This is a genomic window from Nonomuraea mangrovi (genome assembly GCF_042681425.1).
GTDB classification, from domain to species: Bacteria; Actinomycetota; Actinomycetes; order Streptosporangiales; family Streptosporangiaceae; genus Nonomuraea; species Nonomuraea mangrovi.
Genome location: NZ_JBHUFV010000068.1, coordinates 41048 through 66514 on the forward strand (window position 1 = coordinate 41048; position 25467 = coordinate 66514).

A 25467-nucleotide genomic window follows, 5' to 3' on the forward strand; every position below is an offset into this window, starting at 1 on the left:
AGCGACGGTCATGCCCTGTGCCTGGATTCGGGAAGGGGCTGCGTCGGTATCAGCGAGCCGGCGACGTCCACCCCTGCGGGAAGGTGTCCTGGCCTGTAGGAGGCGGGGAGGGGAAGCGAGTGCGGGGCGGGGCCCTGCGGCTGATCGGCGGACACGCCGGACCGTGCCAGAGGAGAGGTGACGGGGTCGGAGACCAGAGGGTCAGGGGAGAGCGGGTCGGGGGAGAGGGAGTCGGCGAGCAGGTGCCGCAACTGGGCGAGGTGCGCGGCCAGACCGTCGTTCAGATACTGGCCGTGGTCCGTGGCCAGGCCGGCGAGCTGACCGAGGTGGTACTCCACAAGGTGCCGGTAGGGGGCGTGGGCCTGCTCCCTCAGGGCGCGGGCGGCCTGCTGGGCTTCGTCGTGAAGCGTCTGGGCGCGTGCCCGCGCCTCCTGGAGGATCTCGTGGGCCTGCTGCTGGGCGGAGGTGATCAGCTCCTCGGCGTCGCGTCTGGCCGCGGCGCCGTTGGGGGAGGGCGCGGGTTCGGCGGCCAGCCACGCGGCCAGCTGCTCGCGCAGGTGTGTGTTGTCGTTCCAGAGCTGGGCCAAGCTGGTCTCCACACGCGTCAGGAAGGCGTCGACCTCGGCCAGGTCGTAGCCCTCGCGCAGCCGTACCACGCTGAAGACCTGGTGATGAACGGCCGACGCGGTGAGCAGTCCGGCCGTGGTGTCGGCGTGCGCACGGCCCGCGGACGAGGTGGCCCGCCGGTAGTCGGAACGGCGGGATTCGTGACCGCCCCGCTCGAAGTGGTCGTGGTCGGTCTCGTCATGGTCGGTATGCATGCCTGACACCAGCTTTCACGATCGGTGAGACGTTCATTTCGCTAGGCGTCCTCGTCGTGCGAGGCGTGGACGTCGCGGCCTTCCTCGCCGCCGCCCTTCCCGTCGTCGCAGCCGGCACCGTCCTGCCGCTCGGCGCCGGAATCGTGGATGTGGGCGTGCGGCTCGACACACGGGCCGTGGGCATGGTCGTCGTGGTCGGTGTGGACGTGGGTCATGACGATCTCCAGACGCGAAGGAGCACGTGACGGGGACTTCCTGAAGACGCGGGCCCGGGGGGTGATCGCATTTCCATACGGAGAGTAATTGGTTGATTGCTCTGTGTTTAAACATGTGACCAGCTGTTCAGAAGTAAAGATGAGAGCGTCACCGGCGGACGCTCGCTCCCCCGACGACAAGGAGTCGCGCACATGCCTGAACAGCACGGGCACAGACATGGGCAGGGACATGGACACGGGCATGGGCACGGGCATGGGCACGGACATGCGGTGGGCGCGCACACGGACCGCCGGTATCTGGGCTCGGCGCTCGGGCTGATCACGGCCTTCATGGCGGCCGAGGTCGTGATCGGCGTGCTGGCGGGGTCGCTGGCCCTGATCTCCGATGCCGGGCACATGCTCACCGACGCCATGGCGATCGGCTTCGCCCTGATCGCGATGCGCGTCGCGGCCCGCCCCGCGCGGGGCGGCTTCACCTACGGCCTCAAGCGCGCCGAGATCATCTCCGCCCATGTCAACGGTGTCACGCTGCTGCTGCTGGCGGTCTACTTCGCCGTCGAGGGCGTTCGCCGCCTGATCGAGCCCTCACCGGTCGAGGGCGTGTTCGTGGTGATCACCGGGCTGGCCGGCATCGCCGTCAATCTGGCCGCGACCTGGCTGCTGTCCAGGGCGAACCGCTCCAGCCTCAACGTCGAGGGTGCATACCAGCACATCCTCAACGACCTGTTCGCCTTCGTCGCCACCACCGCCGCGGGCGCCGTGGTGTTGCTGACGGGCTGGATGCGTGCGGACGCGATCGCCGCCCTGGTGGTGGCGGGGCTGATGCTCAAGGCGGGCTGGGCGCTGGTCCGCGCCGCCGGCCGCGTCTTCATGGAGGCCGCGCCCGCCGGGATGGACCCCGCCGACATCGGCCGCCGCTGCGCCGAGGCGGAACACGTGGTCGAGGTCCACGACCTGCACGTGTGGGAACTCACCTCCGGCTACGCCGCCCTGTCGGCGCACATCCTGGTCACGCCGGGCGCCGATTGTCACGACGTCCGCGTGAGCGTCCAAACGCTGCTGCGTGACGGTTACGGTATCGAGCACGCCACCCTGCAGGTCGACCACACGCCCGAGGTGTCCGACGCGGGGGAAGCCGAGTCCCGGACGGCCGCGCACTGCGTGGACCCACACGGCCCGACCCATCACCGCCCGACCCATCCCGAGCTCCGCCCCGCCGCGCCACCGCCGGCCGCGACGATGACCGCCACGCCGGTGCGCACGCGCGGTGGCTCCTTCGGAGCTCTGTGAAGAGCGCGTCGGATCGGCGGGTGAGCGTGATCGACCACTGCGCCACCCGCGTCGTCGACGCCGACCGCGTCGCGACGGTGGCCTCCCGGATGCCCACCGAGGCCGATCTCGCCGACACCGCCGACGTCTTCGGCCTGCTGTCCGACCCGAGCAGGCTGCGGCTGCTGCTGGCGCTGCTCGAAGGTGAGCTGTGCGTGTGCGACCTGGCGGTGGTCGCGCAGCTGAGCGAATCGGCGGCCTCCCACGCGCTGCGCCTGCTGCGCGCCCACCGTGTGGTCTCGGTACGGCGGGCCGGGCGCATGGCCTACTACCGACTGGACGACGCCCACGTACGCCTGCTGCTGGACCTGGCTCTCGCCCACACCGAGCACACCGAGGCCGTTCACCTGGAACGCGAAATCCCGACGGACCTGCTGGAGACCTGACCGGCGGCTCCCGTCAGCCGGGAGATCCGGTGGTGCGCCGGGCGCCGGGCCCGGCGGTCCCTGCCGGCCGGGACCTGCGTACGGCGACCGCCGGAATCCCGCCGCCGCCGCAGGCGAGATGGCGGCAGTGGTGAATGCACCGCACCGGCCCCGATTCGGTCATCGGAGCCTGCGACGCAGGGCCGTGGCACACCGTGGCGCGCGACGGCCGGCCCGCCGCTGAGCGGGGCGGCCTGGTCGCCAGGTGATCGGGTCCGCGATCCGGGACTGCGCCGCAGACCGTCATCGGCGGCCCCGGCCTGGATCACCCGTCGCCGCCATGGGCGGCTCAGATCTCCTTGACGAAGACGATGGCGTCGACCTGGTCGGTGGTGGCCGGGTCGAGGGAGAGGTAGGTGTGGTCGGCCGGGACGCGGGGTGTCAGCCTCCGGTCGAGGGCCGTGGCGAGGTGGCCGGGGTCGATGACGGCGCGGGCGTGGGGGAGAGCGGACAGGAGCCCTTCGAGGGTGTCGGGAGGGGGGACGTCGGAGCCGCGGGCGCCGAAGGTGGTGGCGGCGAAGGCGTACCGGTCGCCGAGGTGGGTGGCGATGATGGCGCCCGCGCTCCACCACTCGAGCGCCAGGTCGCCCAACCGCAGGTGACTCTTGTCGCGCTGCAGATGGCGGTTGTGGGCGAAGGCGAGGATGGGGCCGCGACGGGCCTCGCGGCGGACTATGGCGTCGAGGTTGTCGGCCATCATCGCATCGCGCAGGCACATCAGCGCGCCGACGCGGGTGGGCGCGGTGTCGGCCATGCCGGCGTGGTAGCGCAGGAGTCCGGTGGCGGTGCGGGCGTGCAGGTCGGCGCGCCACCAGTCGTCGGGGGAGGTTTCGGCTGTCAGGTGGGGGGCGTGCGCGGTGAGCAGCGCGCGCAGGTCGTCGGCGATCAGGCGCAGTTCCTTGGCCTCGGGGGTGCGGCCGACTGACCGGGTGGGATCCATGATGGTGGCGGGGTCGGTCCAGCGCTCGTCGGGGCCGAGCAACTCGTCGAGTGTCTCGCGGCTCCAGGCCAGGTCGAGGTGGGCGGCGACGTAGCCGTGCAGTGCGGTGAGGGCTGGGCGGGGGCCGGCGGCGCCGGTCATCTCCAGGGGGCCGTCGAAGCCGTAGAAGTGGAGCCGCTCGTGCGGGGGACGCTGCTCGTTGTAGGCGCGCATCCACCGCAGAAGCTCCCGGTTGGCGGGTGAGGCGCCGAAGCCGTGGCTGAAGCCGCGGCTCATCGCGTCGTCGAGGGTCGCGATGCCGTCGGTGACGTACGCGTCGGCGGCCAGGGCTGCCAGGCAGTCGCTCTCCATGGCGATCGAGCGGTAGCCCTCGTGTTCGACGAGATGGCGGAACAGCTCGTTGCGCAGCTCTGGGAAGGCCTCGACGCCGTGGGTGGGCTCGCCGAGGCCGAGCAGGCGGGTGGCGGGGGACAGGAGCGCGGTGAGAGTGCCGCCGGTGAAGGGACGGGCGGAGTCCTGGATCAAGGCTGCCATGCCTTCAACGGTATCGTTGAACCTCTTGTGGAGACTTTGGCGATATTCCCGGCTGTTGACGAGGCCGTACTTTCAAACTGCCGTTGCGGCCCATCGATCCCGCGTGCGAGCACGGCCTGTCGACGCGCCACGGCCAGCCGCAAGGCAGCGGTGAGATTGGACACCGACACCCGGCTCGACCCCACCGCCGCTTGATCGCCTACGACCCTCACCGAGGGGGGCGGGCCGGCCGGTGCTCGCGCCCGGCCGGCCCGTCGGCCCTCACTCGGCCGAGGGCGGGGACGGCTTGGTATCAGTCCAGCCGGACTCCAGCACCACATTGACCCGGTCGCCCCTCTGCGGTGTGCCGGTGACGTCGAAGGTCAGCACCGTGGAGGGGTCGGGGTCGATGATCAGCCTGCCCTGGTCGGGCCGGCCCTCCTGGATCGGGAAGGTCACGGCGACGCCCGGCCGCCCCTGCGGGTCGGTTCGACCCGTACCGCGGGCAGCGTCGCCAGCGCCTGGTAGGCGGAGCTGCGCACGTGGCCAGCACGCGGCGGGTCACCCCGTACAGCCACAGCAGCGCCTCCTCGCCCTCGGGCACGTCGCCGATGCGCCGCCAAGCGGTGAGGAACGTCTCGGCGATGACGCCGACGCGGCCCGTTCCCTCCGTGCTCCGGCGGCACCCGTCATAGGCTGAATCTCGCACGTGAGGGACAGGAGGCTGAGGTGGCCGAGACATCGCTGACCGAGACGACGGTGGCGGAGGTGATGGCCGAGCTGGCCGGGCTCGAGGACCCGAAGATACGCGAGGTGAACGAGAAACACGGTGACGATCACGGTGTGAACCTCAGCAAGCTGCGCGCGCTCGCGAAGCGGCTGAAGACGCAGCAGGAGCTCGCGTGCCGGCTCTGGGAGACGGATGACACCGCGGCGAGACTGCTGGCGATCCTGATCTGCCGCCCGAAGGCGTTCGAGCGTGACGAGTTGGACGTCATGGTTCGTGGGGCGCGCACACCCAAGGTGCACGACTGGCTCGTGAACTACGTGGTGAAGAAGAACCCGCACTCCGAAGAGCTGCGCCTGACCTGGTCCGCCGATCCGGATCCAGTGGTCGCGAGCGCCGGCTGGGCGCTGACCACTGAACGCGTGACGAAGAAGCCCGAGGGCCTGGACCTCGCAGGACTCCTCGACGTCATCGAGGCCGAGATGAAAGACGCCCCGGACCGCCTGCAGTGGGCGATGAACCACTGCCTGGCCCAGATCGGGATCGAGCACGCCGAGCTCCGCGCCCGTGCGATCGACATCGGTGAGCGCCTGGAGGTGCTCAAGGACTACCCGACCTCCCCGGGCTGCACGTCTCCGTTCGCGCCCATCTGGATCACCGAGATGGTGCGCCGGCAGCCGATCTGAGTCGGCGGTAGCACAGGACGGCTGCGGCGATGGCAACGAAGGATGCGAAACCATCGCCAGGCCAGAATGTTCACTCGCGGCTGCTATCAAGGGATCCCCCGGCACACCCTCAATCACGGTTCATCGCGTCGTCGAGGGGCGCGATGCCGTGGGTGGGCTCGCTGCGGCCGAGCAGGCGGGCGGCGGGGGACGGAAGATCGGTGAGGGCGATCGAGACCGTCCCATGGTTAACCGTATCATTGCACCTTGTCTGTAAACTTCGGTGACATCTCCTGCTGCTGGTGAGGACATACCTTCAAAATGCGGTTGCGGCCCATCGATCTGGCGCGCGAGCACGGCCTGTCCACGCAGGCGGTGCGCAACTACGAGGAGGCGGGGATCCTGCCGCCGGCCGAGCGCTCGCCGTACGGCTACCGCGTCTACACTCCGCGCCATGCGGCGGCGTTGCGGACGTTCCTGGCGTTGATCCCCGCACACGGCCACGCGACCGCGGGGGCGATCATGCGGGCCGTGAACGGCGGCGCGGTCGAGGAGGCGCTGCGGCTGATCGACGAGAGCCACGCGCAACTGGCAGGGGACCGGCACACGCTGGAGGCCGTGGAACGGGCGCTGCGCGACCTGGTGCCGCCGCGTGAGCTGGAGCCGGGTGTGACGTTCATCGGGCCGCTGGCGCGCAGGCTCGGCATCCGGCCCGCGACGTTGCGCAAATGGGAGGGGGCGGGGCTGATCGTGCCCCGGCGCGATCAGCGGACCGGCTACCGCGTCTACACCTCCGCCGACGTGCGTGACGTACTGCTGGCCCACCAACTGCGGCGGGGCGGGTACGGGCTGGAGCCGATCGCGCGGGTGCTGGAGCGGGTGCGGGCGGCCGGCGGACCTGAGCCGCTGCAGGCGACGCTGCGGGAGTGGCGCGATCGGCTGACGGCGCGGGGCCTGGCGATGCTGGCGGGTGCGGCCGCGCTCGACACCTATCTGGGGACGCCATGACGCCCCAGCCGGTGCGCAGGCGGTCTGGGAGCTGGAGACGACCGCGACCGGCAGGGAGTCCGGTTGGGAGCTTCGGGGCCGTTCGTGCAGGGCAGGCCGCGCAGCCGGTTCTCACTCCAGACGAATCGATCTTTGGGAGAGCCGCCGTTCGTCGTGGTCGGCGTGGAAGGCTCAGGCCAGGGCCGAGATCTCGATCCGGGTGTGGTCGGTGGGGGCCACCAGGCAGGAAAGCACGACGTTGCCCCGCTCCAGGCGTTCCCCGATGGACGAGGTGAGCCGGGCCGTACGCTCGATCTCGTACGGGCTGCCGGCTTGAGGAGTCACGCGGAGCCGCAACAGCCAGATGTAGCGTCCGTTGAGCTTGTTGGACGTCTCCTCGGCTTCCAGGACCGCCGCGTTGCACGGCACCGCCGCCGCGCGCTCCTCCGGCGTGAAGGTCTGCAGCGCTGCGGATTCCAGGCTCCCGAACGAGAGGGAGCCCATGGTGAGCACCCCCGCGCCCAGGAAGACGAACGTCGCGCTGACGTACGCCCCGACCCGGGTGTGCGGCTTCCGCCTCAACACGAGGAACAGCACCACGCCCACGATCCATGCAATGCCGGCGAGTGTCCCGAAGACGATCGATGCCATCGCTCTACCTCACGCTGATAGGCGGCGCCTATCGGGCCGGCCTTGTCTGTTCCGATGCCGGTATTTGATCAGGTGTCGCTTGCACCGCGGCTGCAATCCGCATGATCGCGCGGCTCTCTCGCCGCGGCGCCCGTGCGACAGCCCTGGCAGCAGTTCAAGGACACGGCCCGTTCCCGCCGTCTTCCGTTGACAGCCGCACCGCCTCAGCGCGGGGTGAAGCGGACGAAGACGATGCGGCTGCCGACCTCCCTGAAGTCCGCTTCGGAGCCGTCGACCAGGAAGCCCATGAACCGGGCGAGCCGCCTGGCGACCCTGGGGGAGCGGCCGGCGTAGGCGGCCATGAGCTCGGCGCCCTCCTCCGGGCCGAGCGGGCGCGCCGTCATCGGCATGGCGCGGGTGCCCACCTGGACGGTGACCTCCGGGGTGGCCAGGACGTTGCGGAGCCAGTCGGACCGCTTGCCGTAGCCGGAAGGGCCGACGTAGCTGCCGTCGGCGGGATCGTGGGCGATCGCCTCGATGACGACCTGTCGTGGTTTGCCGGAGATCCGTCCGGTGTGGGTCAGGAGCATGAAGCGGCCGGCCAGCAGCCATCCCAGGCGCAGGCGGTACAGGTGGATGGGCAGCCGGAAGAGCAGCCGGCGGATGCCGGACGGCGGCGGTGGCGTCGCGACGACCTTCATGCTTCCCCCACCGCCAGGATGCTGCCAGCGCCGAACCGCCGGCGCAGGACGGGGGCGAACGCCTTCCGCGCCAGCAGGCGCATGACCAGGTGCTGCGTGCTCGTGCCGAGCCGGGTCGAGGGGATGAGCGTGCGGGCGACCGCGCGGGCGTTGCGCTGGCGGCGGGTCACCTCGGGCAGCATCCGCCGCTCGTACGCGGCGAAGGCGGCGCGGTGGTCGCCGCGGTGCCGGCCCAGCGCCTCGGCGAGCAGGAAGGCGCCGCCCATCGCCATCGAGACGCCCTGGGCCGACACCAGCGTCATGCAGCCGCAGGCGTCGCCGACGAGGGCGACCCTGCCCTGGTGCCAGCCTGGCATGACGATCTGCGTCATGGTGTCCATGAAGACGGGCTCGTCGGCGGGAGCGCCGTCCAGGAGCCGCTGGGTGATCCATCCCATCCCGGCGAACTCGTCCCTCAGCCTGGCGAGCCTGGCCGCACGCGGGACCCCGCCCTCGTCCTGCGCCTTGAAGAGGAACAAGGCGATCATCTCGCCCGGCCGGTCGGTACGGTAGACCACCACCTGGCGGCCCCGTCTGGTGTAGTGGATCCTGGTCGGGCCCAGGTCGTGGTCGTCGGGCAGCGGGTAGCAGGCCAGATGGTAGCCGAGGTGGCGCGCGTAGTCGCGCTCCGGTCCGAAGACCAGCCGCCTGGTGACCGAGTGGACGCCGTCGGCACCGATGAGCAGGTCGAAGCCCTCCTCGCGGCCGTCGGCGAAGGTGACGGCGACGCCGTCTCCCGCCTGCCGTACCTCGGTGATCGTCTGCTCGTGGCGGATCTCCACGAGACCGGAGATCGTGCCGGCGAGCGCCTTTTCGAGGGTGCCGTGCATGACGGGCAGGGAGGGGCCCCGCACGACGTTCTCGACCAGCGTGCGTTTCAGCCGCGCCCGCACCCGGCCGTCGGCGTCGACGAACGTGACGGAGTCGGCGGGGATCCTGCCCCGCTCCAGCCGCTGGACCAGGCCCATGCGTTCGGCGATGTCGTAGCCGGTGCCGAAGAAGTCGATGCCGTAGCCGCCGACCCGCCCCTGCGGGGAGCGTTCGACGACCACGGGCGTGAAGCCGTGGTGGTGCAGCCAGTACGCCAGGGTCAGTCCCGCCACGCCGCCACCGGAGATCAGGATCCTCATGCCGCGCCTCCGCCGAGTGCGTCGAGCAGGTCGCCCAGCGCCGACACCGCCTCCCGCGCGGGCAACTCCTGGTCGAGCAGCCGGTGCAGCACCAGCCCGTCCAGCAGGCCGGTGATCAGTGTGGCCGCGCCCAGGCAGCGGCTCGGGGACCACTGGGGATGCAGGTCGCCGAGCCACGCCGCGATCCGCTCGCGGGCGAATCGCAGCTGGTCGCGGAGGACCTCGCCGATCTCGGGCGTGCGCAACGCCCCCGCCACCAGTTCCACCGACAGCCGGGTGACGTGGTCGTCGTCCACGGCGGCCGGCAGCAGGTGGCGCAGGCTCTCGACGCCCGCTCGCTCGCCGGTCGCGGCGAGGAGCTGGGCGAGCAGCGGCTCGATCACCATCTCGCCCGCCCGCCGCGCGATCATGACGTGGAGTTCCTTCAGGCCGCCGAAGTGGTAGTGGATCAGGCCCAGGTTCGTGTCGGCGCGCTCGGCCACCGCTCGCGTGGTGACAGCGGGCCAGCCGCCTTCGGCCAGCAGCGCCAGCCCCGCCTCGACCAGCCGCTCGCGTCGCCGCTCCCCCCGGTCAGGACTTGGTCGATCGACTAAATTAGTCATACGACCAAGTTAGCATCGCGTCGGCCTTCGCGCAGGCCTTCCACGATCGCGACCGCCTGATCGAGCAACGCGGCGGGGCGGCCCCGGGAGTGGTGGACGCCGCAGCGTGGCTCTGAAGGTGACACCAGACCAGGCCGCGCCCGGGAGGGCCACGTGGAAGACGAGCTCATGGGCTGCCGAGACCCTGCGCCCCGCAGGCAGTCGCGCCGCCTACGCCACCGCAGCGGCGTCCGTGGCGCTCGCGGCTCGCGGGGTGCGCGGAGAAGGCGGCGTACACGTTCTGCGTGCGGGAGCACCTGCACCGCGCGCTCGGCCGCCGGGACGTATTCGCGAAGGACGGCGACCGGTGGGGCGATCCGCGGGCCAAGCTGCCGGCCGGCGACCGCTGGGAGACGGCCCAGCCGACCCCGCTGACCGTGCTGGGACTGGGGCGGAGCCGGCCGCGGCGGAGCTCACCTCCGCGCTACCCGGCGCCGGCCCCGCGATCACCGGCCACACCCCGCCCCCACACCGAAAGCCTCAGGAAGCGTTGCGGTTCAGGTCCCGTCTTTCGGGCAACTGCTCGAGCCCGGCCGACTGGTAGGTGGCGACGGCGCCGACGTTGGAGCTCGGGGTGCACACGATCACGCTGGACGAACCCAACTCCTGGAGTGCGCGCGCCGCGGCGACCGTGATCGCTCGGCCGTAACCGTGACCGCGGTGTGCCCGATGCACCCCCATCGGCTCGATCAGCCCCGGCTTGCCTTCGCCCGCCGACCACACCGCCACGGCCGCCACCGCCTCGCCCTGCCCATTGCGAACGACCAGGCACCGCGCGTCGACGTACGGTGCACCTGCCGCCATCGCGTGCCAGCGCTCGTCGGTGAACGTCGACCCGTCGAACGACGCCCGCACGACCGCGGCCCACTCGTGCGCCTGTTCCGGCCCGATCACCTCGACGCGAACACCGGGATCAGGCACAGGCTCGCCGAGGTCACGCCGAAGCGGTGTCCAAGGCTCGCCGCTCTCCCAGCCGTCCTTGAACAACAGGTCCTGGACCAGCGCGCCCATCGGCGCCTCGACGTACACCGTGCCCTCGAGGAGCACACCACGTTCAGGGGCCGACACGTCCTCGACCACCTGCCGCGCCAAGTCCTCGTCCCGCAACGCCTCCGGCGCGAACGCCAACCTCAGCAACTCCGCACCATCCAGCAGTCCGACGGCCAGAACCTCACCAGCCCGACTCCAGGTTCGCGTGGCCTCCGCCGTCCGCTCCCCGCCGAACCGCCAGAACCACCCCACATCCCCCGGATGCAACTGCACCGGCGCTCCGTCGTACTGCCACTCCCTCAAGACCCGCACCACGTCACCGAGCCCGTCGGCCCCCGGCCTACCCATCTCGATCGTCATCCCCCGATCACACACCACGCCACCGACCCTCCGCACCCGAATTTCCCGCCGGCGGTCAGTGATCGGCGTCGCCGTGATCACGTCCACACCATGCCACTGACCTGCCCGAACACGCTCGTTTGCGGCCGATGGCGAGCTTCTTGACGGCACCACTCAAGGGCCGGCTCGATCTGGAAGACCACGGTGGCCGCTCCTTCGAGAGAGTCGCCCAGCGCGTCCTGGCGCCGGCCGCCGCGATCCGGCACGACAACGCGACCAACGCCCGATCACCCGGTCACTGATCGCCTACGATCACCGGTGGGAGATCGGACATGCTCGTCCAGCCGCCGAGACGGATGATCCCGCGGGAAGCGGCGACCGTCACGGCGGCGGTCCTGTCGTCGACGCCGAGCTTGGCGAAGATGTGCAGGAGGTGGGTCTTGACCGTGGCCTCGCTGATGCACAGGTGGGCGGCGATGGCCTTGTTGCTCATCCCTTGGGCGACCGCGCCCAGGACCTCGATCTCCCGACCGCTGAGGGCGTCAGGCGCATCGGCACGTGCCCACGACAACACCCGGGTGGCGATCGTCGGCGACAGCGCACTCTCTCCTCGCGCCGCCGCCCGGATCGCGTCGAAAAGCTGCTCACGTCGGGTGTCCTTGAGCAGGTAGCCGATGGCTCCCGCGTCGATGGCACGTGAGATGTCGCCGTCGGTGTCGTAAGTGGTAAGGACGATCACCTTGGCGCCGGGGTCGTCTTCGCGAATCCGGTTGATCGCCGTCGCGCCGTCGATCTCGGGCAGCTGCAGGTCCATCAGGGTGACGTCGGGTCGCAGGTCGCGCGCCAGCCGTACCGCGTCTGTGCCGGACACCGCCTCGCCGACCACCTCCAGGTCGTCCTGCGTGCCGAGCATCGCCCGGATGCCGTCGCGGACCACCGGATGATCGTCGGCGATCAGGACCCGGACGGTCATCGCGCCCCCCTCAGCACCGCGGCCGGGAGGCTGGCCACGACCGTGGCGCCCGCGCCGGGAGCACTTTCCACGAGCAGTGCGCCGCCGAGCTGCTCCATCCGCTCCCGCATGATCGACAGGCCATGTCCGGAGGCGGCCCGCTCGGGATCGAAACCGTCGCCGTCATCGTGGACATCCAGCACGACCAGGTCCTCCATGTACGACAGGGTCAGCGTAACCTGCTCGGGACGGGCATGGCGGCGTGCGTTGGCGACCGCCTCCTGCGCCACGCGCAGCAGCTCTGCCTGGACTTGGGCTTCCAGCGGCCGGAGCGTGCCGGTGATCACGGTGTGCGCCTTGATGCCGGTCTCGTCGGACAGCCGGCCGGACAGCCGCTGCAGGGCCACCGGCAGGCCGCACTCGTCGAGCTCGCCGGGTCGCAGCGCTCGCACCACGCGGCGGCTTTCAGCCAGGTTCTCCCGGGCCGCCCGTAACGCCTGGCTGAGGTGCTTGTTGTCCGGCAGGGTCGCCTGCGCTGCCTCCAGCTGGTCGATGAGCCGCTTACGCTCGGCGCTCTGCTGGGCCACGGAATGGAAGTATCCGACAGCGGTGGCCGCGCTGATCGCGATCAGCGCGCTGATGGCGATCTCGGTCCAGGTGATCGATCCCGTCGCGTGGTATCGGTGCCACAGCCAGCCCCCGGCGCACGACACCACCGCGACCAGCCCGACCCGCACGGCGTCCATGCAGTACGGCACCAGCACGCTCAGCCCGACCACCAGGAAGGAGGAATCGACGGCGAACAGCCCCAGCCAGAGCAACCCGCCGCCCAGCACGTACGGCACGGGCACGTCACCCGAGGGTGGCGTGCGCAGCACGAACCACACCGCGTACCAGGCGGCCAGCCCGGCCACCAGCACCACCGGGAGGGCCCGGCCTCCCTCCATCACGGGTCCCGCAGAGGTCAGCACCAGCCACGAGACGAAAAAGGCGTGCTGCCACCGGCGCCGCGACCGCTCCCAGGACTCCACACCGCTGACGATATTCAGCCTTCTGCCGGATCGGCATCAACCAGTCGACTGATCGCACAATCGGCGCACCGCTCGATGCGGACGCAGCCTTACCGGAACCAGACTCGACGGCGTGACAGCCATCCCCAGCCCGTCCCAAGCAGTCTGGCATCTGGGCCCGATCCCGATCCGCGCCTACGCCCTCCTGATGGTCCTTGCCGTCCTCGTCGGCATCTGGGTGACCCGGCACCGTTGGGTCGCCCGCGGCGGTGAGCCCCGCGAGGTAGGCGACATCGCCACATGGGCCGTGCCGTTCGGCCTGGTCGGCGCCCGGCTCTACCACGTGGCCACCGACTGGCAGGTGTACTTCGGCCCCGGACGAGAGCCGCTGCGGGCCTTCGCGATCTGGGAGGGCGGGATCAGCATCTTCGGCGCCCTCGCGGGTGGCGCGGTGGGCGTGTGGCTGGCCTGCCGCCGGCGCGGCATCGCGCTGCGCGACTTCGCCGACGCCGTCGCTCCCGGGATCGCGCTCGGGCAGGCGATCGCCCGCTGGGGCAACTGGTTCAACCAGGAGCTGTACGGCAGGCCGACCACCCTGCCGTGGGCGCTGGAGATCGACCCCGCCCACCGGCCGCCCGGCCTGGAATCCACGGCCACCTACCATCCGACGTTCCTCTACGAGTCGCTGTGGAACCTGGGCGTGGCCGGGTTCGTCATCTGGGCCGAGCGGCGGTTCCGGCTCGACCGCGGCCGGACCTTCGCGCTCTACGCCGCGGCCTACACCGCCGGCCGCGCCTGGATCGAGTGGTTGCGCATCGATCCCAGTCACCACATCGTCGGCCTGCGCCTCAACGACTGGACGGCACTGCTGATCTTCTCGGCCGCGGTCATCTACCTGGTGGTCACGAGGAAGGCCACTCCAGCTGATCGACCAGGCGGCCGGCTTCGGCATGTAAGTCGATGACTCACGCGGCAGTACGGTGGCGGCCGGTCGGCGGCAGGTGGCGAACGCTCGGTCGCAGGTTCGCATGCGTAGCTGCGGATCTTCCTGCTGGGCGAGCAGCACAGGAAGTCCCCGAGGGCATGCGCCACGCCGCGACGCCGCATCAGCCACGCCACTCTGCCCGTCGTCGCGCGCGCCGGACCACAGCAGGTCAGCGCGCACGGCCCTGCTACTTCGGGGCTGGTGACATCCGCGGGAGCCGCGGGCCGTGCCACGCCGGGCGGGCGCGCCTGGCGTCAGTCGGCCCGCAGGAGGGTGCGCAACTCGGCGGTCTCGAGGATGTGGGCCCGTGAGGGAAGAACCTGATGGAGCAGGACGATGTGCGCTTCGGGGTCAGGGTCGGCGACGCCGTCGGCCAGGACGTAGAGCTGGTAGTCGCGGTCGGCCGCGTCGAGGACGGTGGACAGGACGACGCCGCTGGTACTGATGCCCGCGATGATCAGAGTGGTGATGCCGCGTTCGCGCAATCGCTGATCGAGGTCGGTGGTGGACAGGCCTCCATAACGGATCTTACGGACGATGATGTCTCCGTCCTGGGGAGCGAGACGTTCGTGGACAGCGGTGTCAAGGTCCGCGTGGTGCATGAGACGGTGCTGGGCGATCGGTGCGAATGACCTGTTGGTGGGCGGGATCGCAGCCCAGTCGGCCTCGGTGAAGCCGACCCGGACATAGGCGACCGTACCGCCCCTGGCGCGAACGACAGCGATGACCTTTTCCATGCGTCCCAGCAGGGCTTCACTGTCGCTTTCGGGGAGCAGTGCGAGGATCGCGGGCTGATAGTCCATGACGAGCAGGGCGGTGTGTGCGGGGTCGAGCGCGGGGGCGGTGCTCATGCGAGTGTTCGCCTTTCCGGTGGCGCCTGGTCGGCGTTCTTGGGTTGGGGCGTGCGGTCGTGTCGAGGGAGGAGGAGCGGGGTCGCCAGGAGCAGGAGACCGGCGATCGCGATCGCGGTGCGGGGACTGGTGAGGCCTGCCAGCAGGCCCCACATGCCGGTCATGGCCGCGATGGTGGCTTTGCTGGTGATCGACCAGGCGGACAGCGTGCGGGCGACCCGGTCCGACGGGAGCTGTTCGAGCCGGTAGGTAGCGACTATCGGGTTGAACACGCCCATGCAGGTGATCAGCCCGAGTTCGACGGCGATGACGAGGAAGAGCCCGGTGGGGCCGGGGCTGATGAAGGCCAATCCGAGTGACCAGCACGCGCGCAGCGTCCCGGCGGTGCGCATGACCTTGTGCTGTCCGAACCGTGCGAGGAGCGGGCGGGCCAGTCGCGAGCCGATGAGGCCGCCGACGCAGGGGACGCCGAAGGCGAGGCCGTACTGCCAGGGCGCGAACCCGAGGTCGCCGAGCATGAGGACGGCGACCAACGGCGAGGCTGCCATGATCAGGCCGCTGACCAGGACAGTGTTGAAGAACAACGGGCGCAGCGCCGGACTGGCGAGGATGTACCGCCACCCCTCCAGCAGGTCGCCGGCTCCAGGCCGGGACCGTACGGCGGTTCGCGCGGGACGTGGCTCCCGCCCGCCGACGGCGCGGATCCCCGCGGCCGAGAGGAGGAAGCTGACCGCGTTGGCCGCCACGCTCGTCACCGGCCCCACCAGCCCGATCGCGGCGGTACCGAGCGGCGGCCCGAGCGCGGTGGCGGTCCAGGTCGTGGCCTCGAACCGCCCGTTGGCGACGAGTAGGTCCTCGGACCGGACGAGCGCCTTCAGGCATGCTCCGCTCGCAGCGGTGAAGGCGATGTCGGCCGCGCCGACAACGACCGCCACAACCAGGAGCTGAGCGAAGCTCAGCCAGCCGAGCACGTGGGCGGTGGGAACGCTCATCAGCGCCGCGAACCGGATCAGGTCCATCGCGATCATCACCGGCCGTTTGCGCCGGAACTCCACCCATGGCCCGAGCGGCACCGCGACCACCGCCCCGACCGCGAGTCCCGCGGCGGCCAGAACCGACACCTCGGTAGGCCCTGCGTCCAGAGCGAGAATCGCGATCAGGGCGAAAGCGTCGAACGCGAGCCATGTGCCGAACGTGCTGACCGCATATGCGGCCCAGAACCACCTGAACCGCCGCCCCAGCGACCTTCCCAACGCGCACCCGCCATCTCTGTGAAACAACCAACCGTTGATCTGGGAGATCAAAACGCGCAGCCAATAGGCACGTCAAACAACCGGCTGACCGAAGCTGCACAACCGTGAGTCGTACGCTAAGGTCCGTTGATGTGGATCTCGATGCTGTGCGCACGTTCGTCGCCGTCGTAGACACCGGCCAGTTCCAGGAAGCCGCCGCAGATCTGTCGATCACCCAGCAGGCCGTCTCCAAGCGCATCGCCGGGCTGGAGAAGGACCTCGCCGTGCGGCTGTTCACCCGCACGGCGCGCGGGGCCCGGCTCACCATCGACGGGCAGGCGTTCCTGCCTCACGCGCGCGAGTTGCTGCGCGTCGCCGAGCGCGCGGTCGCGTCCGTGCTCCCCGGCAGCCGTCCACTGCGCGTCGACGTGATCGCCTCACGCAGCGCGGCCTCGGGCCTGATGCGCGGCTTCCACCGCGCGCACCCCGAGATCGAGCTCGACGTGGTGATGATGTTCGATATCGAGACGGCCGTCGCCGCCATTCGGTCCGGTGCGATCGACGCGTCCTTCCGCGCCGTCGCCGTGCCCGGCAGGCCCCTGCCCGAGGACATCGAGTCCGTCCGGGTGCTCGACGAGCCGCTCCAGCTCCTCACCGGGCCCGCTCACGCGCTGGCGGGCGCCCGGTCGGTGACCGTCGCCCAGCTCGCCGGGCACCGGATCTGGATGCCCGGCATCGTCCCCGGAACCGAATGGGCCGCCTACTACGACGATCTCGTCGCCGAGTTCGGCCTCACCATCGAGGCGACGGGCCCCAACTTCGGCTCCGACGCGCTCCTCGACACCATCGCCGACACCCAGGCCTTGGCCACTTTCATGGGCGAGCAGACCCGCCTGGTCTGGCCTGCCGGCCACGGCCTGCGCCGCATCCCGGTGACCGACCCGTCGCCCGTCTATCCGCACTCGCTCCTGTGGCGCCGCGACAACCCCCACCCCGCGCTGGCCACCCTCCGCGCCCACCTCGCCGCCACAGTGGCCGGCCACGACGCCGCCGGGAGCTGGACGCCGGGCTGGGTGATCCGGCACTGACCGCCGCCGCGTCTGCGATCACCGTGGCCGGATCGACCGACGGTGACGCCTTCTGCGGACGCAGCGAGAAGGCTGTTGCGGGATGCTCGCCTGCTGAGGCCGCGTCCGTGGTGAAGGTCGTGACATCCTGACGGATCACCGGCACGGCAGGCGAGCCGCTCGGCCAAGGGCTGTTCCAGGCCCTTCCGGTTCTCGGGCCGTCACTCCGGGTCCGGCAGGTCCATGAGTGTCAGTTTGGCTGGGTCGACCACGGCTGTGATGTCGGTGATCCGGCCGTCGAGGACGGTGAACGCGAGGACCGAGAGCGGAGTGCCGTCCTCGTCCCACGAGATGACGCCGGGGAGACCGTTGACGACGGCCGCTCGCCCCCGTGGTGCCGCGCCGGCGGCCAGTCGCGCGCCGGAGGCGACCTGGGTGGCGCCGAGGATGACGACCACGCCGGTGGGGGTGTCGACGGTCAACCGGACGTCGGGGTCGAGGACGCGCAGCAACCCCTCGAAGTCGCCGTCACGCGCTGCCGCCAGGAAGGCTTGGACCGCCACGCGCTGCTCCTGGCGGCCATCGGTCGGCCGTTCAGTGGCCCGCACCTTCCTGCGGGCGCGGCTGGCGAGCATCTTGGTGGCGTCGCCGGACTTGCCGAGGATCTTGCCGATCTCGTCGAACGGCACCGCGAACAGGTCGTGCAGCACGAAGGCCAGCCGTTCGCTGGGGCGGAGTGATTCGAGGACGACCAGGAGCGCGAGCCCGACCGTATCGGCCAGCGCCACCTCCTCGTCGGGAGTCGGTCCGTCGTCGAGCGTCACCACGAACTCGGGCAGGCGGTCGTCATAGGACGCCTCAGGGTGGGCCTGGCGCGATCGAAGGACGTCCAGGCTGATCCGGCCGACCACTGTGGTCAGCCAGCCAGCGAGGTTGTCGATCGCCGCCGAGTTCTGGCGGGAGAGCCGCAGCCAAGCCTCCTGGACCGCATCCTCGGCGTCGGCGTGCGAGCCGAGCATCCGGTAGGCGACCGCGTGTAGCCGGTCGCGCTGGGCCTCGAACGCCTCGGTCATCGGGTTCACCGGGCTGGTTTCGGACACGCTGTTACCTTCCTTGGATCTGCTCCGTCATAGAGGATGACGGGCCCGGACGGGCCTGGGTAACCGATCATGATGGAGAAAGACAGATGCAGGCTCGTTTGACCAGCGCACCGAACCCCGATGTGTTCACGGCGATCAAGCACCTGAACAAGGCGATCGCCGCCGGTGGGGTTGACAGGCGGCTGCTGTCGCTTGTCCACCTGCGGGCCAGCCAGATCAACGGCTGCAGCCCCTGCGTTCACGCCTCGATCGATTCGGCGAAGAAGGCCGGGGAGGCCGACGAGCGGCTGCACACCGTGGCCGCTTGGCGCGAGGCGCCGTTCTTCACCGACGAGGAACGGGCGGCGCTCGCGCTGACCGAGGCCGCCACCCGAATCCAGGACGGCGCGCCCGGCGTGACCGACGAGATCTGGGACGCCGCCGCCGCCCACTACACCGATGCGCAACTGAGCGCGATCATCATGGAGATCGCGTTGACCAACTTCTACAACCGGATCAACCACGCGATCCGGGAACCGGCCGGCAAGACCTGGTGAGCGCAGCGTGACACGTGGATCCCGGCTGATCGTGGGGGAGCAGCCGGGATCGTCTACGGGATGCGCGTGCTGGAGTTGTCATCACCCCGGTCGGACATGAGATGCACGCCAACGGGACGGATCTGGCCACGGATGGCGGACGCCCCCCAATCGTCCCGCCGACATCGGGGCGGCCGACCGCGGCCGAGTCGGGCGCTGCGTGACCTGAGCCGCTGCGGGTGACGCTGTGGGAGTGGCGCGATCGACACGCATGACGCCTCACACGAAGATCGGCCACTCAAGAAATCTACTTTGTAAAGGCGCCTGGTGGGGCGGCCTTCAGCCGCCCTTCAATCAAGGACTAAAGACTCACTCCAACAAGCAGTGCGGCGCGCAGCCGCCTGGAAACGTGCCGGTTCTGGCGGGGACCGGATTCACTGTGGGCTTGTCGTCACGGTGCTGACCTGCGGCGATGGTGTGGCGGACAGGGGACAGACGCCCGAGGTCCTGGGCTCGATCGCCGCCCACGCGAGGATGTGCCCCTTGAGCGGGTCCTGTTCGAGACGATCTATGTGTGTGGGGCTCGGGGCGCCGAAGTCCTACGCCGCCCATCTCCGGTGGGAGGGCTACTGCGAAGCGGCCGGGGTCGAGATCGACATTCGCCAACTCCGCCATGCCCCCGTCACTGAGGTCATCGATCGCTGGAAACCATCCGCCGACGCCTCGGCCACGCCTCCACCGAAACCACCCAGCTCTACACACTCGCCGACACCGAGATCCGCGCCCAGACCGATGCTGACCAGCGGCTATGCGGCCCGTTTCTGCCGTCTTCGGGTGGCACCCTTTTCGGGCCGGGCGCTGGCGCATTATTCGGCTGTCTATGACGCGCATCGAGCTGCTCACGGGGCGTGGTCGGGGTGGTCGCCCATCCGTTGGGTGGGGTGGCTCCGAATGTGTTGCGAGGCCGGCGGTGGGCTTCATGGGCGGCCGCGGCGGTGGGCGGACTGGTGTCCGCCGCCGCGGCTCTGGCTTTCTGGCGCTGTCAGGGGGGTGGGGTTGGTGTGGGGTCCCAGCTGGAGCGGATGTCGGCCGCGACGTCGTGGAGTAGTGCGAGGCAGGCGGCGACGAGTGGTGTGAGTGTCGTGTCGGTGTTGCCGCAGTTCGTCGCGGCGGAGGGGCCGGTGTTCCTGTCGAGTGTTGTCCTGGGTGTGGTCTGGGCGTTGGTGAACGTCGCGTGGTATCTGCTGTTCACCTGGGCGGTGGAGTGTGGGCGGGTGTTGGTGTGGAGGCCTGTGGTCCATCGGTGGTTGCAGGTTGTCGCCGGTGGGGTGCTGCTGGTGCTCGGGGTGGCGGTGGCGGCGGGCGGCTGATCCGACGGCGCGCCGGTGGCGGCGGGTGCTACATCGGTGGGTGTAGGGCGGTCGCCTTCTCCGGGCGGATGTCTGGTGGGTGGTGTGCGGCCAGGCTGGTGTCATGTCCGGTTTTCAGCGCTTCGGGTATGGCGCGGCTGTGCTCCTGCTGGCCAGCAGCGCGTTTCATCTTCTTGTGTACGCCGTCGATGGGGGTGGGTGGGATGGTCCGGTGTCGTGGCGTAAGCCCATCCTGTTCGGTTTCGCCTTCGGTGTGACCCTGATCAGTCTGGTCTGGATCGCGGCGCGTTCAGGGCTCGGCCGGCGGCAGGGTGGGTGGCTGGTGGGCACGCTGTCGGTGGCGAGCGTGTTGGAGACGGGTCTGATCGACCTGCAGCGCTGGCGTGGGGTGCCCTCGCATCTGAACTTCGGCACGCCGTTCGATGCGGCCGTCTCGGCGGCGCTGGCCGTGGTCGCGATCGTGGGGTTGATCCCGGCGATCGTCGTGGTGACGGTGCTGGCTTGGCGGCGTTTCGACGGTGCGCCCAGCATGCGGCTGGCGGTGCGTTCGGGGCTGGCGGTGCTGCTGTTGACTCTGGTGTCGGGGGCGGCGCTCATCGCCAACGGCCGGGCCATCGGGCTGCCGCCTCAGGTGAGGGATCTGTCGATCTTCGGGGTGGCCGGGCAGCTCAAGGTGCCGCATGCGGTGACGCTGCACGCGGTGCAGGTGTTGCCGGTGCTGGCGGGGGTGCTGGCGTTGTCGGCTTGGAGTGAGGTGGTCAGGGTGCGGCTGGTGGCTGTGGCGGCCTTGGGGTATGGCGGGGTGGTGCTGGTGAGCGTGCTGCAGGCGGCCGCGGGGTTGGCTCCGGCTGACCTGACGGTGGTCTCGGGTGTGGTGCTGGTGGTGAGCGTGGCGGCGTTGGCGGGTGCGGGGGTGGCGGCGGTCGGCAGGTTGTCGAGGAGGCGGATGGTGGCGGCCGTCCGGGTTGCCTGGGCGCGGTTGAGCGGCGCGCCGGCCGGTGTTCGGGGTCTGCCCCGTCGCAGCCATAGGTAGGCGGCCAGCCCGAGCGAGGGCCGCAGCAGTGAGGGTAGGGCCGGCCATGGCATGGGTGGCGATTCGCATGCGGGCACGGTGACCGCGACGACGACGGTCGGGGGTGGTTGCCGTACCCTCCTTGACTTTGCCGTCGGTGACGGTCAGGCGGCGCACCGAGGGGAGTTCGCGCAGTCCTGCTTGGTGGTCGCTGACGACGACCATGCCTGCGCGCCGGGGGACCTCGTCGATGATCGAGGGGAGTTCGGCGCGGGTGTCGGTGTCCAGGGCATCGTGTGGCGTCGGGTGGCGTGTGCTCTGGCCGGGTCTGCGGGGATGGGCGGTCGGTGGGGCTGGGGGTGCGGGGGCGTCGTCGTCCGTGGCGCGGCCGGGGTGCTCGCCTGGTCGTGCCTGTGGTGTCGTGGTGGAGCGGGCCTGCCGGGCCTCGGTCAGGGTTGAGGGGTGCCTGGCGTCAGTGGGCCTTGTGGCCTTGGGCGTTCACGGCGTACCACTCGGCGCCGAACTCCTTCTTGTCGTGGCCGGTGAGGTCACCTGGTTTCTTGTCGTCGTGGTAGTGGTACAGCGGCCAGCGGCCGTAGACGACCTGGGTGCCGCCGTCGGTGCGGTTGACGGTTGTGAGCAGGTCGGGTTTGGCGCCTTGCTCGGCCTTGGGGTCGCCCTTGGTCAGGTAGGGCGGCCATTCTTCGGCGCACTCGTCGTAGCACGCGGATGTGCCGTTCTTGTCCTTCTCGAACAGGTAGAGCGTCATGCCCTTGTCGTCGACCAGGATCTTGCCGATGCTGGACGAGGCGAGGTGGACCGTGGCCGGCGCGACGGGCGTCGCCATGGCTGGGTTGATCGCACCCTGTTCGGACGCGCGATGCTCGGCTGTGCCGCCACAACTCGTGATCATGAGGAAGGCGGCAGCCGGAGCCAGAAGTTTCCTCATGACATCACCACGTAAACGATCTTCTGGTCGTTCAGCGGGTGTCGGGGGTCAGGGGCGCCCGGGGGCCGCGGTATGGCAGGGGCTGGCTGTAGACGAGGTTGGTGGTGGTGCTGCCGAACTCCGCCAGCTCGTTGACGAGGCGTTCGAGGTGGCTCATGGAGGTGGCGGCCACCTTGAGTAGGTAGCAGTCGTCGCCGGTGGTGCGCAGGCATTCCAGGATCTCGGCGCGTTCGCCGAGCAGTTGGTGCAGGGGTTCGTGCCGGTTGCCGGGGTATTTCAGGCGCACCACGGCGAGTACCGCGAAGCCCACGCTTTCCACGTCGACCTCGGCCCGGTAGCCGGTGATGACGCCGGTCGACTCCAGTCGTTTGACCCGTTCGGTCACCGCTGAGGCGCTGAGGCTGACGCGTCTGCCCAGTTCGGTCAGCGGGATCCTGCCGTCGCGCTGGAGTTCGGCCAGGATCACCCAGTCGGTTCCGTCCAGAGTCACGGTCATATGCCCACGATACCGATGAATCCACGGCGATTCGCTCCTTATGCCAGGAGGAATCCCTTCCGGTAGCGGCTATCTGGTTAATAGTCTGAATTGATGCAGATAGGCGTTAATGTTCCCAACTTTGGTCCGGGCACCGACCCGGCCACGCTCCGGCGGTGGGCGCAGATCGTGGAAGGGCTCGGGTTCGACCTGTTGCTGGTCTCCGACCACGTGGTGATCACACCGGACGTCGCCGAGCAGTACCCGGCCCCCTTCTACGAGCCGTTCACCACGCTCGCGTGGCTGTCGGGCATCACCAGCCGGGTCAGGCTCGGCACCACGGTGCTCATCGTCCCCTACCGCCATCCGCTGCTCATCGCGCGCATGGCCGCCAACCTCCACCAGCTCAGCGGCGGACGCCTCGTGCTGGGCGTGGCCTCAGGCTGGGCCCGCCAGGAGTTCGAGGCGCTCGACGTGCCGTTCGAGCGGCGCGGCAGGCTGACCGACGAGTACCTGCACGCCGTCAGGGCGGCATGGGAGAACGAGGGCGACTACGGGCCGGGGCCGATCCCGATCTGGGTGGGCGGCAACAGCGACGCGGGCATGCGCCGCGCGGTACGGCACGGCGCGGCGTGGCATCCGCTGCGTGTCACGTTGGCGTGGCTGCGTGAGGCGCTGGACCGGCTGAAGGCCATCGCCGACGAGGAAGGGGCGGCCGTGCCCGCCCTGATGCCGCGGATCGTGCTGCGGATGACCGACGAGCCGGTCACCGGCCCTGAACGGCGTGCCGGCGAGGGCACGATCGAGCAGATCGTCGACGACCTCGACCAGTTGCGCGCCATGGGCGTCGACACCGTCGTGCTCGACCCGTTCGACACCGACCCCGACGACACCCTCCGCCCCGAGACGGCCTGGCGCGCGCTGGCCGCCGTCGCCGCCCGCACGACAACCCTTACAGGAAGGCAGCAACCGTGACCCCCGACGACGAGCGTCACCTTCGCAGGGCGATCGACCTGGCCGCCAGGTCGCGAGAGGGCGGCAACCCGCCGTTCGGCTCGCTGCTGGTCGGCCCGGACGGTGCCGTGCTGGCCGAAGACCACAACACCTCCGTCGCCGACTCCGACATCACCGCGCACCCGGAGCTGAAGCTGGCCCGGTGGGCGGCGCGCGAGCTGGATCCCGCCACGGCGGCGGCCACCACCATGTACACCAGCTGCCAGCCGTGCGGCATGTGCGGCGGCGCGATCGAACGGTCCGGGCTGGGCCGGGTGGTGTTCGCGCTGTCCAACGACCAGCTCGCCGGGCTCAAGCCCGGCGGCGGCTTCCCGCAGCCGCTGCTGGAGGGTCCCGCGCTGTACGACGAGGCTCGCACTCCCGTGGAGGGCTACTACACCTGAGCGGCCGCTCACGAGCGGGCCGGCACGCCGGTCCCGGCGTGCCGGCGCCCGGTCAGGGCGCTCCGCCGGGACGGCCGGGCGGCCGGTAGCCCCTGACGTAGTCGACCGTGAACCGCTTGGGATAGGGGTGCCGCGCCGTCGGCGAGCCGTCCGCCTCGGGGAACTCGTAGATGTTCAGCATGAGCTGCATGGGGTAGCCGGGCGATTGGCGGATGGTCTTGACGTGCCGGCCGTCGACGAAGAAGGCGACGTGTTCGGGGGTCCATTCGGCGGCGTAGACGTGGAACTCCCGGGCGTCGACGGCGATGCGTTCCACCGCGAAGTCGTCGACGATCGCGGGGTCGCCGAAGGGGTGCAGGCCCATCCCGACGCCGGCGTGGTCGGCTGTGACGTCGCGGCCGAAGATCTCGCAGACGCAGATCTCCGCCGATCGCTCGGGCTCGTCCTCGTAGCCGATCATCCACAGTGCGACCATGGAGCGCGGGTCGTCGATCGCCTTGGCCCGCAGCTCGATCAGGCCGTACTGCGGGGTGTAGAGCCTGAGGTCGGGTTGCGCCTCGCGGACGATCGCGCCGCGCCCGTGCTGGCCGATGGAGCTTCCCACCGGCCCGGCGAACAGGCCCGTCTGCAGGGACGAGACGCGAAGCCCGCCCTCGAGGTCGGGCGCCCAGGGCGGCTGGTCCTCCTCGATCAGCAGGTGCAGGTGGCCGTCCTCGATCCTGTATCGGGCCGCGGATGTGGCACGGCTGCTCCATTGGGGCAGGTAGTAGGGGATCCAGCGGGTCTCGTCCAGGACGTCGCCGTCGAAGGTGTCCTCGAATTCGAGCTCGTAGCCGGCCTTGGTGACCGGGTCGGGCGCCTGCGGCCGGTTGACGGTGGGTTCCTGCACGATGCGCGCCTTTCGGGTCGAGCGGTCGGTCCTACAGCACCCATACTCCAACCCAGGCCCGGGCCGGCCGGCGACAGGGCGGCCGCCGCCGTGCCCGGCGGCCAGCATTCCTGCCGGGCCGAGCACGGCGCGGCCTCGATCGACGGGAGGGCGCACCAGCCCGCCTGCGCGCCCTGTGACCGGTGACCGCGGGGTCAGGGGCTGTGGAAGGCGACCTCGGGGTCGGCCGGTGAAGGGCCGTCCAGCAGCGGCTGCTTCCTGCCTTTCAGGTGCAGGTCGAAGAAGGCGCCGACGTAGGCGCGGGTGATCTCCAGCGAGCGCTGCGGCGACAGGTCGCCGGGCGCTGACATGCCCGCCGCCTTCTACGCCGAGATCGCGGCCCACCTGCACATCAGTCCTGGCACCGCCAAGGCGCACGTGGCCAGCCTGCTCGCCAAGCTCGACGCCCGTGACCGGACACAGCTGGTCATCGTGGCCTACGACGCGGGCCTGGTGTCGCCGTCCGGCTGACCGGCCGGCCTCGTGCCGCGCCGGGCCCCTCGTGCCGCGCCGGGCCGCTCGGGCCGCCCGG

General features: G+C 70.4%; 31 protein-coding genes and 1 pseudogene. 13 read left to right on the top strand and 19 right to left on the bottom strand.

What is annotated here, in order from left to right; translation table 11 throughout:
• Nucleotides 1-8 precede the first annotated feature (8 nt).
• Both ACFSKW_RS43890 and ACFSKW_RS43895 read right to left on the bottom strand, forming a co-directional pair.
• Entirely contained in the window at nt 9-821 is an 813-nt protein-coding gene (locus ACFSKW_RS43890; protein ID WP_379580450.1) for a DivIVA domain-containing protein, read from the bottom strand.
• Between the two features lie 41 nt (nt 822-862).
• The gene (locus tag ACFSKW_RS43895) at nt 863-1036 is read right to left on the bottom strand and encodes a hypothetical protein (RefSeq protein ID WP_379580452.1); all 174 of its coding nucleotides are present in this window, start codon (nt 1034-1036) and stop codon (nt 863-865) included.
• A 270-nt stretch (nt 1037-1306) separates the two neighbouring features.
• Between ACFSKW_RS43895 and ACFSKW_RS43900 the strand changes: the two genes are divergently transcribed.
• Together ACFSKW_RS43900 and ACFSKW_RS43905 are read left to right on the top strand one after the other, a co-directional pair.
• The gene (locus ACFSKW_RS43900; protein ID WP_379580454.1) at nt 1307-2326 is read left to right on the top strand and encodes a cation diffusion facilitator family transporter; all 1020 of its coding nucleotides are present in this window, start codon (nt 1307-1309) and stop codon (nt 2324-2326) included.
• Between the two features lie 20 nt (nt 2327-2346).
• Complete coding sequence (locus ACFSKW_RS43905) at nt 2347-2751, top strand: ArsR/SmtB family transcription factor (protein ID WP_379580456.1); 405 nt, start codon at nt 2347-2349, stop codon at nt 2749-2751.
• A gap of 328 nt (nt 2752-3079) precedes the next feature.
• Here the strand turns inward: ACFSKW_RS43905 and ACFSKW_RS43910 are convergent, their stop codons facing one another.
• The 3 genes from ACFSKW_RS43910 to ACFSKW_RS43920 form a co-directional block, all read right to left on the bottom strand.
• Nucleotides 3080-4264 (bottom strand): erythromycin esterase family protein, encoded by a 1185-nt coding sequence (locus ACFSKW_RS43910; protein WP_379580458.1) that lies wholly within the window; start codon nt 4262-4264, stop codon nt 3080-3082.
• Between the two features lie 261 nt (nt 4265-4525).
• Entirely contained in the window at nt 4526-4702 is a 177-nt protein-coding gene (locus ACFSKW_RS43915) for a hypothetical protein (RefSeq protein ID WP_379580460.1), read from the bottom strand.
• Nucleotides 4699-4821 (bottom strand): hypothetical protein, encoded by a 123-nt coding sequence (locus ACFSKW_RS43920; RefSeq protein ID WP_379580462.1) that lies wholly within the window; start codon nt 4819-4821, stop codon nt 4699-4701. The genes ACFSKW_RS43915 and ACFSKW_RS43920 overlap by 4 nt, the downstream gene beginning before the upstream one ends.
• Before the next feature lie 193 nt (nt 4822-5014).
• On the opposite strand from ACFSKW_RS43920, the gene ACFSKW_RS43925 reads away from it, so the two are divergent.
• Together ACFSKW_RS43925 and ACFSKW_RS43930 are read left to right on the top strand one after the other, a co-directional pair.
• Nucleotides 5015-5656: a DNA alkylation repair protein gene (locus ACFSKW_RS43925; RefSeq protein WP_379580785.1), complete on the top strand. Its 642-nt coding sequence runs from the start codon at nt 5015-5017 to the stop codon at nt 5654-5656.
• Between the two features lie 300 nt (nt 5657-5956).
• Nucleotides 5957-6643 (top strand): MerR family transcriptional regulator, encoded by a 687-nt coding sequence (locus tag ACFSKW_RS43930; RefSeq protein ID WP_379580464.1) that lies wholly within the window; start codon nt 5957-5959, stop codon nt 6641-6643.
• Between the two features lie 171 nt (nt 6644-6814).
• Here ACFSKW_RS43930 and ACFSKW_RS43935 read toward each other — a convergent pair whose 3' ends face one another.
• From ACFSKW_RS43935 to ACFSKW_RS43955, 5 genes are all read right to left on the bottom strand, one after another.
• Nucleotides 6815-7273 carry a hypothetical protein gene (locus ACFSKW_RS43935; protein WP_379580466.1) on the bottom strand — a complete coding sequence of 153 codons (459 nt, stop codon included), beginning with the start codon at nt 7271-7273 and terminating at the stop codon, nt 6815-6817.
• A 203-nt stretch (nt 7274-7476) separates the two neighbouring features.
• Nucleotides 7477-7953, bottom strand: coding sequence for a nitroreductase family deazaflavin-dependent oxidoreductase (locus tag ACFSKW_RS43940; RefSeq protein WP_379580468.1), 477 nt, complete (start codon nt 7951-7953; stop codon nt 7477-7479).
• On the bottom strand, nt 7950-9122 hold the full coding sequence (locus ACFSKW_RS43945) for an FAD-dependent monooxygenase (protein WP_379580470.1): 1173 nt from the start codon (nt 9120-9122) through the stop codon (nt 7950-7952). Before ACFSKW_RS43945 ends, ACFSKW_RS43940 begins: the two co-directional genes overlap by 4 nt.
• Nucleotides 9119-9724 carry a TetR/AcrR family transcriptional regulator gene (locus ACFSKW_RS43950; RefSeq protein WP_379580472.1) on the bottom strand — a complete coding sequence of 202 codons (606 nt, stop codon included), beginning with the start codon at nt 9722-9724 and terminating at the stop codon, nt 9119-9121. Before ACFSKW_RS43950 ends, ACFSKW_RS43945 begins: the two co-directional genes overlap by 4 nt.
• A 519-nt stretch (nt 9725-10243) precedes the next feature.
• Nucleotides 10244-11113 carry a GNAT family N-acetyltransferase gene (locus tag ACFSKW_RS43955; protein ID WP_379580474.1) on the bottom strand — a complete coding sequence of 290 codons (870 nt, stop codon included), beginning with the start codon at nt 11111-11113 and terminating at the stop codon, nt 10244-10246.
• Nucleotides 11114-11262: 149 nt separating this feature from the next.
• Between ACFSKW_RS43955 and ACFSKW_RS55030 the strand changes: the two are divergent.
• Nucleotides 11263-11408, top strand: a pseudogene (locus ACFSKW_RS55030) (IS982 family transposase); the annotation flags it as partial.
• Here the strand turns inward: ACFSKW_RS55030 and ACFSKW_RS43960 are convergent.
• Nucleotides 11388-12065, bottom strand: a complete 678-nt coding sequence (locus tag ACFSKW_RS43960; RefSeq protein ID WP_379580476.1) for a response regulator — start codon at nt 12063-12065, stop codon at nt 11388-11390. The pseudogene ACFSKW_RS55030 and the gene ACFSKW_RS43960 sit on opposite strands and share 21 nt — an antisense overlap.
• Nucleotides 12062-13075, bottom strand: coding sequence for a sensor histidine kinase (locus ACFSKW_RS43965; protein ID WP_379580480.1), 1014 nt, complete (start codon nt 13073-13075; stop codon nt 12062-12064). Before ACFSKW_RS43965 ends, ACFSKW_RS43960 begins: the two co-directional genes overlap by 4 nt.
• Nucleotides 13076-13187: 112 nt before the next feature.
• Here ACFSKW_RS43965 and lgt point away from each other — a divergent pair, with 112 nt between their 5' ends.
• Complete coding sequence (gene lgt, locus ACFSKW_RS43970) at nt 13188-14018, top strand: prolipoprotein diacylglyceryl transferase (protein ID WP_379580482.1); 831 nt, start codon at nt 13188-13190, stop codon at nt 14016-14018.
• A 275-nt stretch (nt 14019-14293) separates the two neighbouring features.
• Here the strand turns inward: lgt and ACFSKW_RS43975 are convergent, their stop codons facing one another.
• On the bottom strand, nt 14294-14890 hold the full coding sequence (locus tag ACFSKW_RS43975) for a cysteine hydrolase family protein (RefSeq protein WP_379580484.1): 597 nt from the start codon (nt 14888-14890) through the stop codon (nt 14294-14296).
• Nucleotides 14887-16143, bottom strand: a complete 1257-nt coding sequence (locus ACFSKW_RS43980) for an MFS transporter (RefSeq protein WP_379580486.1) — start codon at nt 16141-16143, stop codon at nt 14887-14889. Before ACFSKW_RS43980 ends, ACFSKW_RS43975 begins: the two co-directional genes overlap by 4 nt.
• A 131-nt stretch (nt 16144-16274) precedes the next feature.
• Here ACFSKW_RS43980 and ACFSKW_RS43985 point away from each other — a divergent pair, with 131 nt between their 5' ends.
• Nucleotides 16275-17210: a LysR family transcriptional regulator gene (locus ACFSKW_RS43985; RefSeq protein ID WP_379580488.1), complete on the top strand. Its 936-nt coding sequence runs from the start codon at nt 16275-16277 to the stop codon at nt 17208-17210.
• A gap of 200 nt (nt 17211-17410) precedes the next feature.
• On the opposite strand, the gene ACFSKW_RS43990 is transcribed toward ACFSKW_RS43985, so the two are convergent.
• On the bottom strand, nt 17411-18289 hold the full coding sequence (locus ACFSKW_RS43990) for a sigma-70 family RNA polymerase sigma factor (RefSeq protein WP_435191184.1): 879 nt from the start codon (nt 18287-18289) through the stop codon (nt 17411-17413).
• A gap of 86 nt (nt 18290-18375) precedes the next feature.
• Here ACFSKW_RS43990 and ACFSKW_RS43995 point away from each other — a divergent pair, with 86 nt between their 5' ends.
• From ACFSKW_RS43995 to ACFSKW_RS44005, 3 genes are all read left to right on the top strand, one after another.
• Complete coding sequence (locus ACFSKW_RS43995; protein ID WP_379580490.1) at nt 18376-18825, top strand: carboxymuconolactone decarboxylase family protein; 450 nt, start codon at nt 18376-18378, stop codon at nt 18823-18825.
• A 1121-nt stretch (nt 18826-19946) separates the two neighbouring features.
• The gene (locus ACFSKW_RS44000; RefSeq protein WP_379580492.1) at nt 19947-20174 is read left to right on the top strand and encodes a hypothetical protein; all 228 of its coding nucleotides are present in this window, start codon (nt 19947-19949) and stop codon (nt 20172-20174) included.
• Between the two features lie 103 nt (nt 20175-20277).
• Nucleotides 20278-21207 carry a hypothetical protein gene (locus tag ACFSKW_RS44005; RefSeq protein WP_379580494.1) on the top strand — a complete coding sequence of 310 codons (930 nt, stop codon included), beginning with the start codon at nt 20278-20280 and terminating at the stop codon, nt 21205-21207.
• Between the two features lie 451 nt (nt 21208-21658).
• On the opposite strand, the gene ACFSKW_RS44010 is transcribed toward ACFSKW_RS44005, so the two are convergent.
• Nucleotides 21659-22135 (bottom strand): COG4315 family predicted lipoprotein, encoded by a 477-nt coding sequence (locus tag ACFSKW_RS44010; RefSeq protein ID WP_379580496.1) that lies wholly within the window; start codon nt 22133-22135, stop codon nt 21659-21661.
• A 31-nt stretch (nt 22136-22166) separates the two neighbouring features.
• On the bottom strand, nt 22167-22631 hold the full coding sequence (locus tag ACFSKW_RS44015) for an Lrp/AsnC family transcriptional regulator (RefSeq protein WP_379580498.1): 465 nt from the start codon (nt 22629-22631) through the stop codon (nt 22167-22169).
• 93 nt (nt 22632-22724) lie between these two features.
• Between ACFSKW_RS44015 and ACFSKW_RS44020 the strand changes: the two genes are divergently transcribed.
• Together ACFSKW_RS44020 and ACFSKW_RS44025 are read left to right on the top strand one after the other, a co-directional pair.
• Nucleotides 22725-23585 carry an LLM class flavin-dependent oxidoreductase gene (locus ACFSKW_RS44020; protein ID WP_379580500.1) on the top strand — a complete coding sequence of 287 codons (861 nt, stop codon included), beginning with the start codon at nt 22725-22727 and terminating at the stop codon, nt 23583-23585.
• The gene (locus tag ACFSKW_RS44025; RefSeq protein ID WP_379580502.1) at nt 23582-24007 is read left to right on the top strand and encodes a nucleoside deaminase; all 426 of its coding nucleotides are present in this window, start codon (nt 23582-23584) and stop codon (nt 24005-24007) included. Before ACFSKW_RS44020 ends, ACFSKW_RS44025 begins: the two co-directional genes overlap by 4 nt.
• A 52-nt stretch (nt 24008-24059) precedes the next feature.
• On the opposite strand, the gene ACFSKW_RS44030 is transcribed toward ACFSKW_RS44025, so the two are convergent.
• Both ACFSKW_RS44030 and ACFSKW_RS44035 read right to left on the bottom strand, forming a co-directional pair.
• Nucleotides 24060-24896 carry a glycoside hydrolase family 16 protein gene (locus tag ACFSKW_RS44030; RefSeq protein ID WP_379580504.1) on the bottom strand — a complete coding sequence of 279 codons (837 nt, stop codon included), beginning with the start codon at nt 24894-24896 and terminating at the stop codon, nt 24060-24062.
• Nucleotides 24897-25090: 194 nt separating this feature from the next.
• On the bottom strand, nt 25091-25246 hold the full coding sequence (locus ACFSKW_RS44035) for a hypothetical protein (RefSeq protein ID WP_379580506.1): 156 nt from the start codon (nt 25244-25246) through the stop codon (nt 25091-25093).
• On the opposite strand from ACFSKW_RS44035, the gene ACFSKW_RS44040 reads away from it, so the two are divergent.
• On the top strand, nt 25245-25406 hold the full coding sequence (locus tag ACFSKW_RS44040; RefSeq protein ID WP_379580508.1) for a response regulator transcription factor: 162 nt from the start codon (nt 25245-25247) through the stop codon (nt 25404-25406). The genes ACFSKW_RS44035 and ACFSKW_RS44040 overlap by 2 nt on opposite strands.
• The last annotated feature ends 61 nt before the right edge of the window (nt 25407-25467 follow it).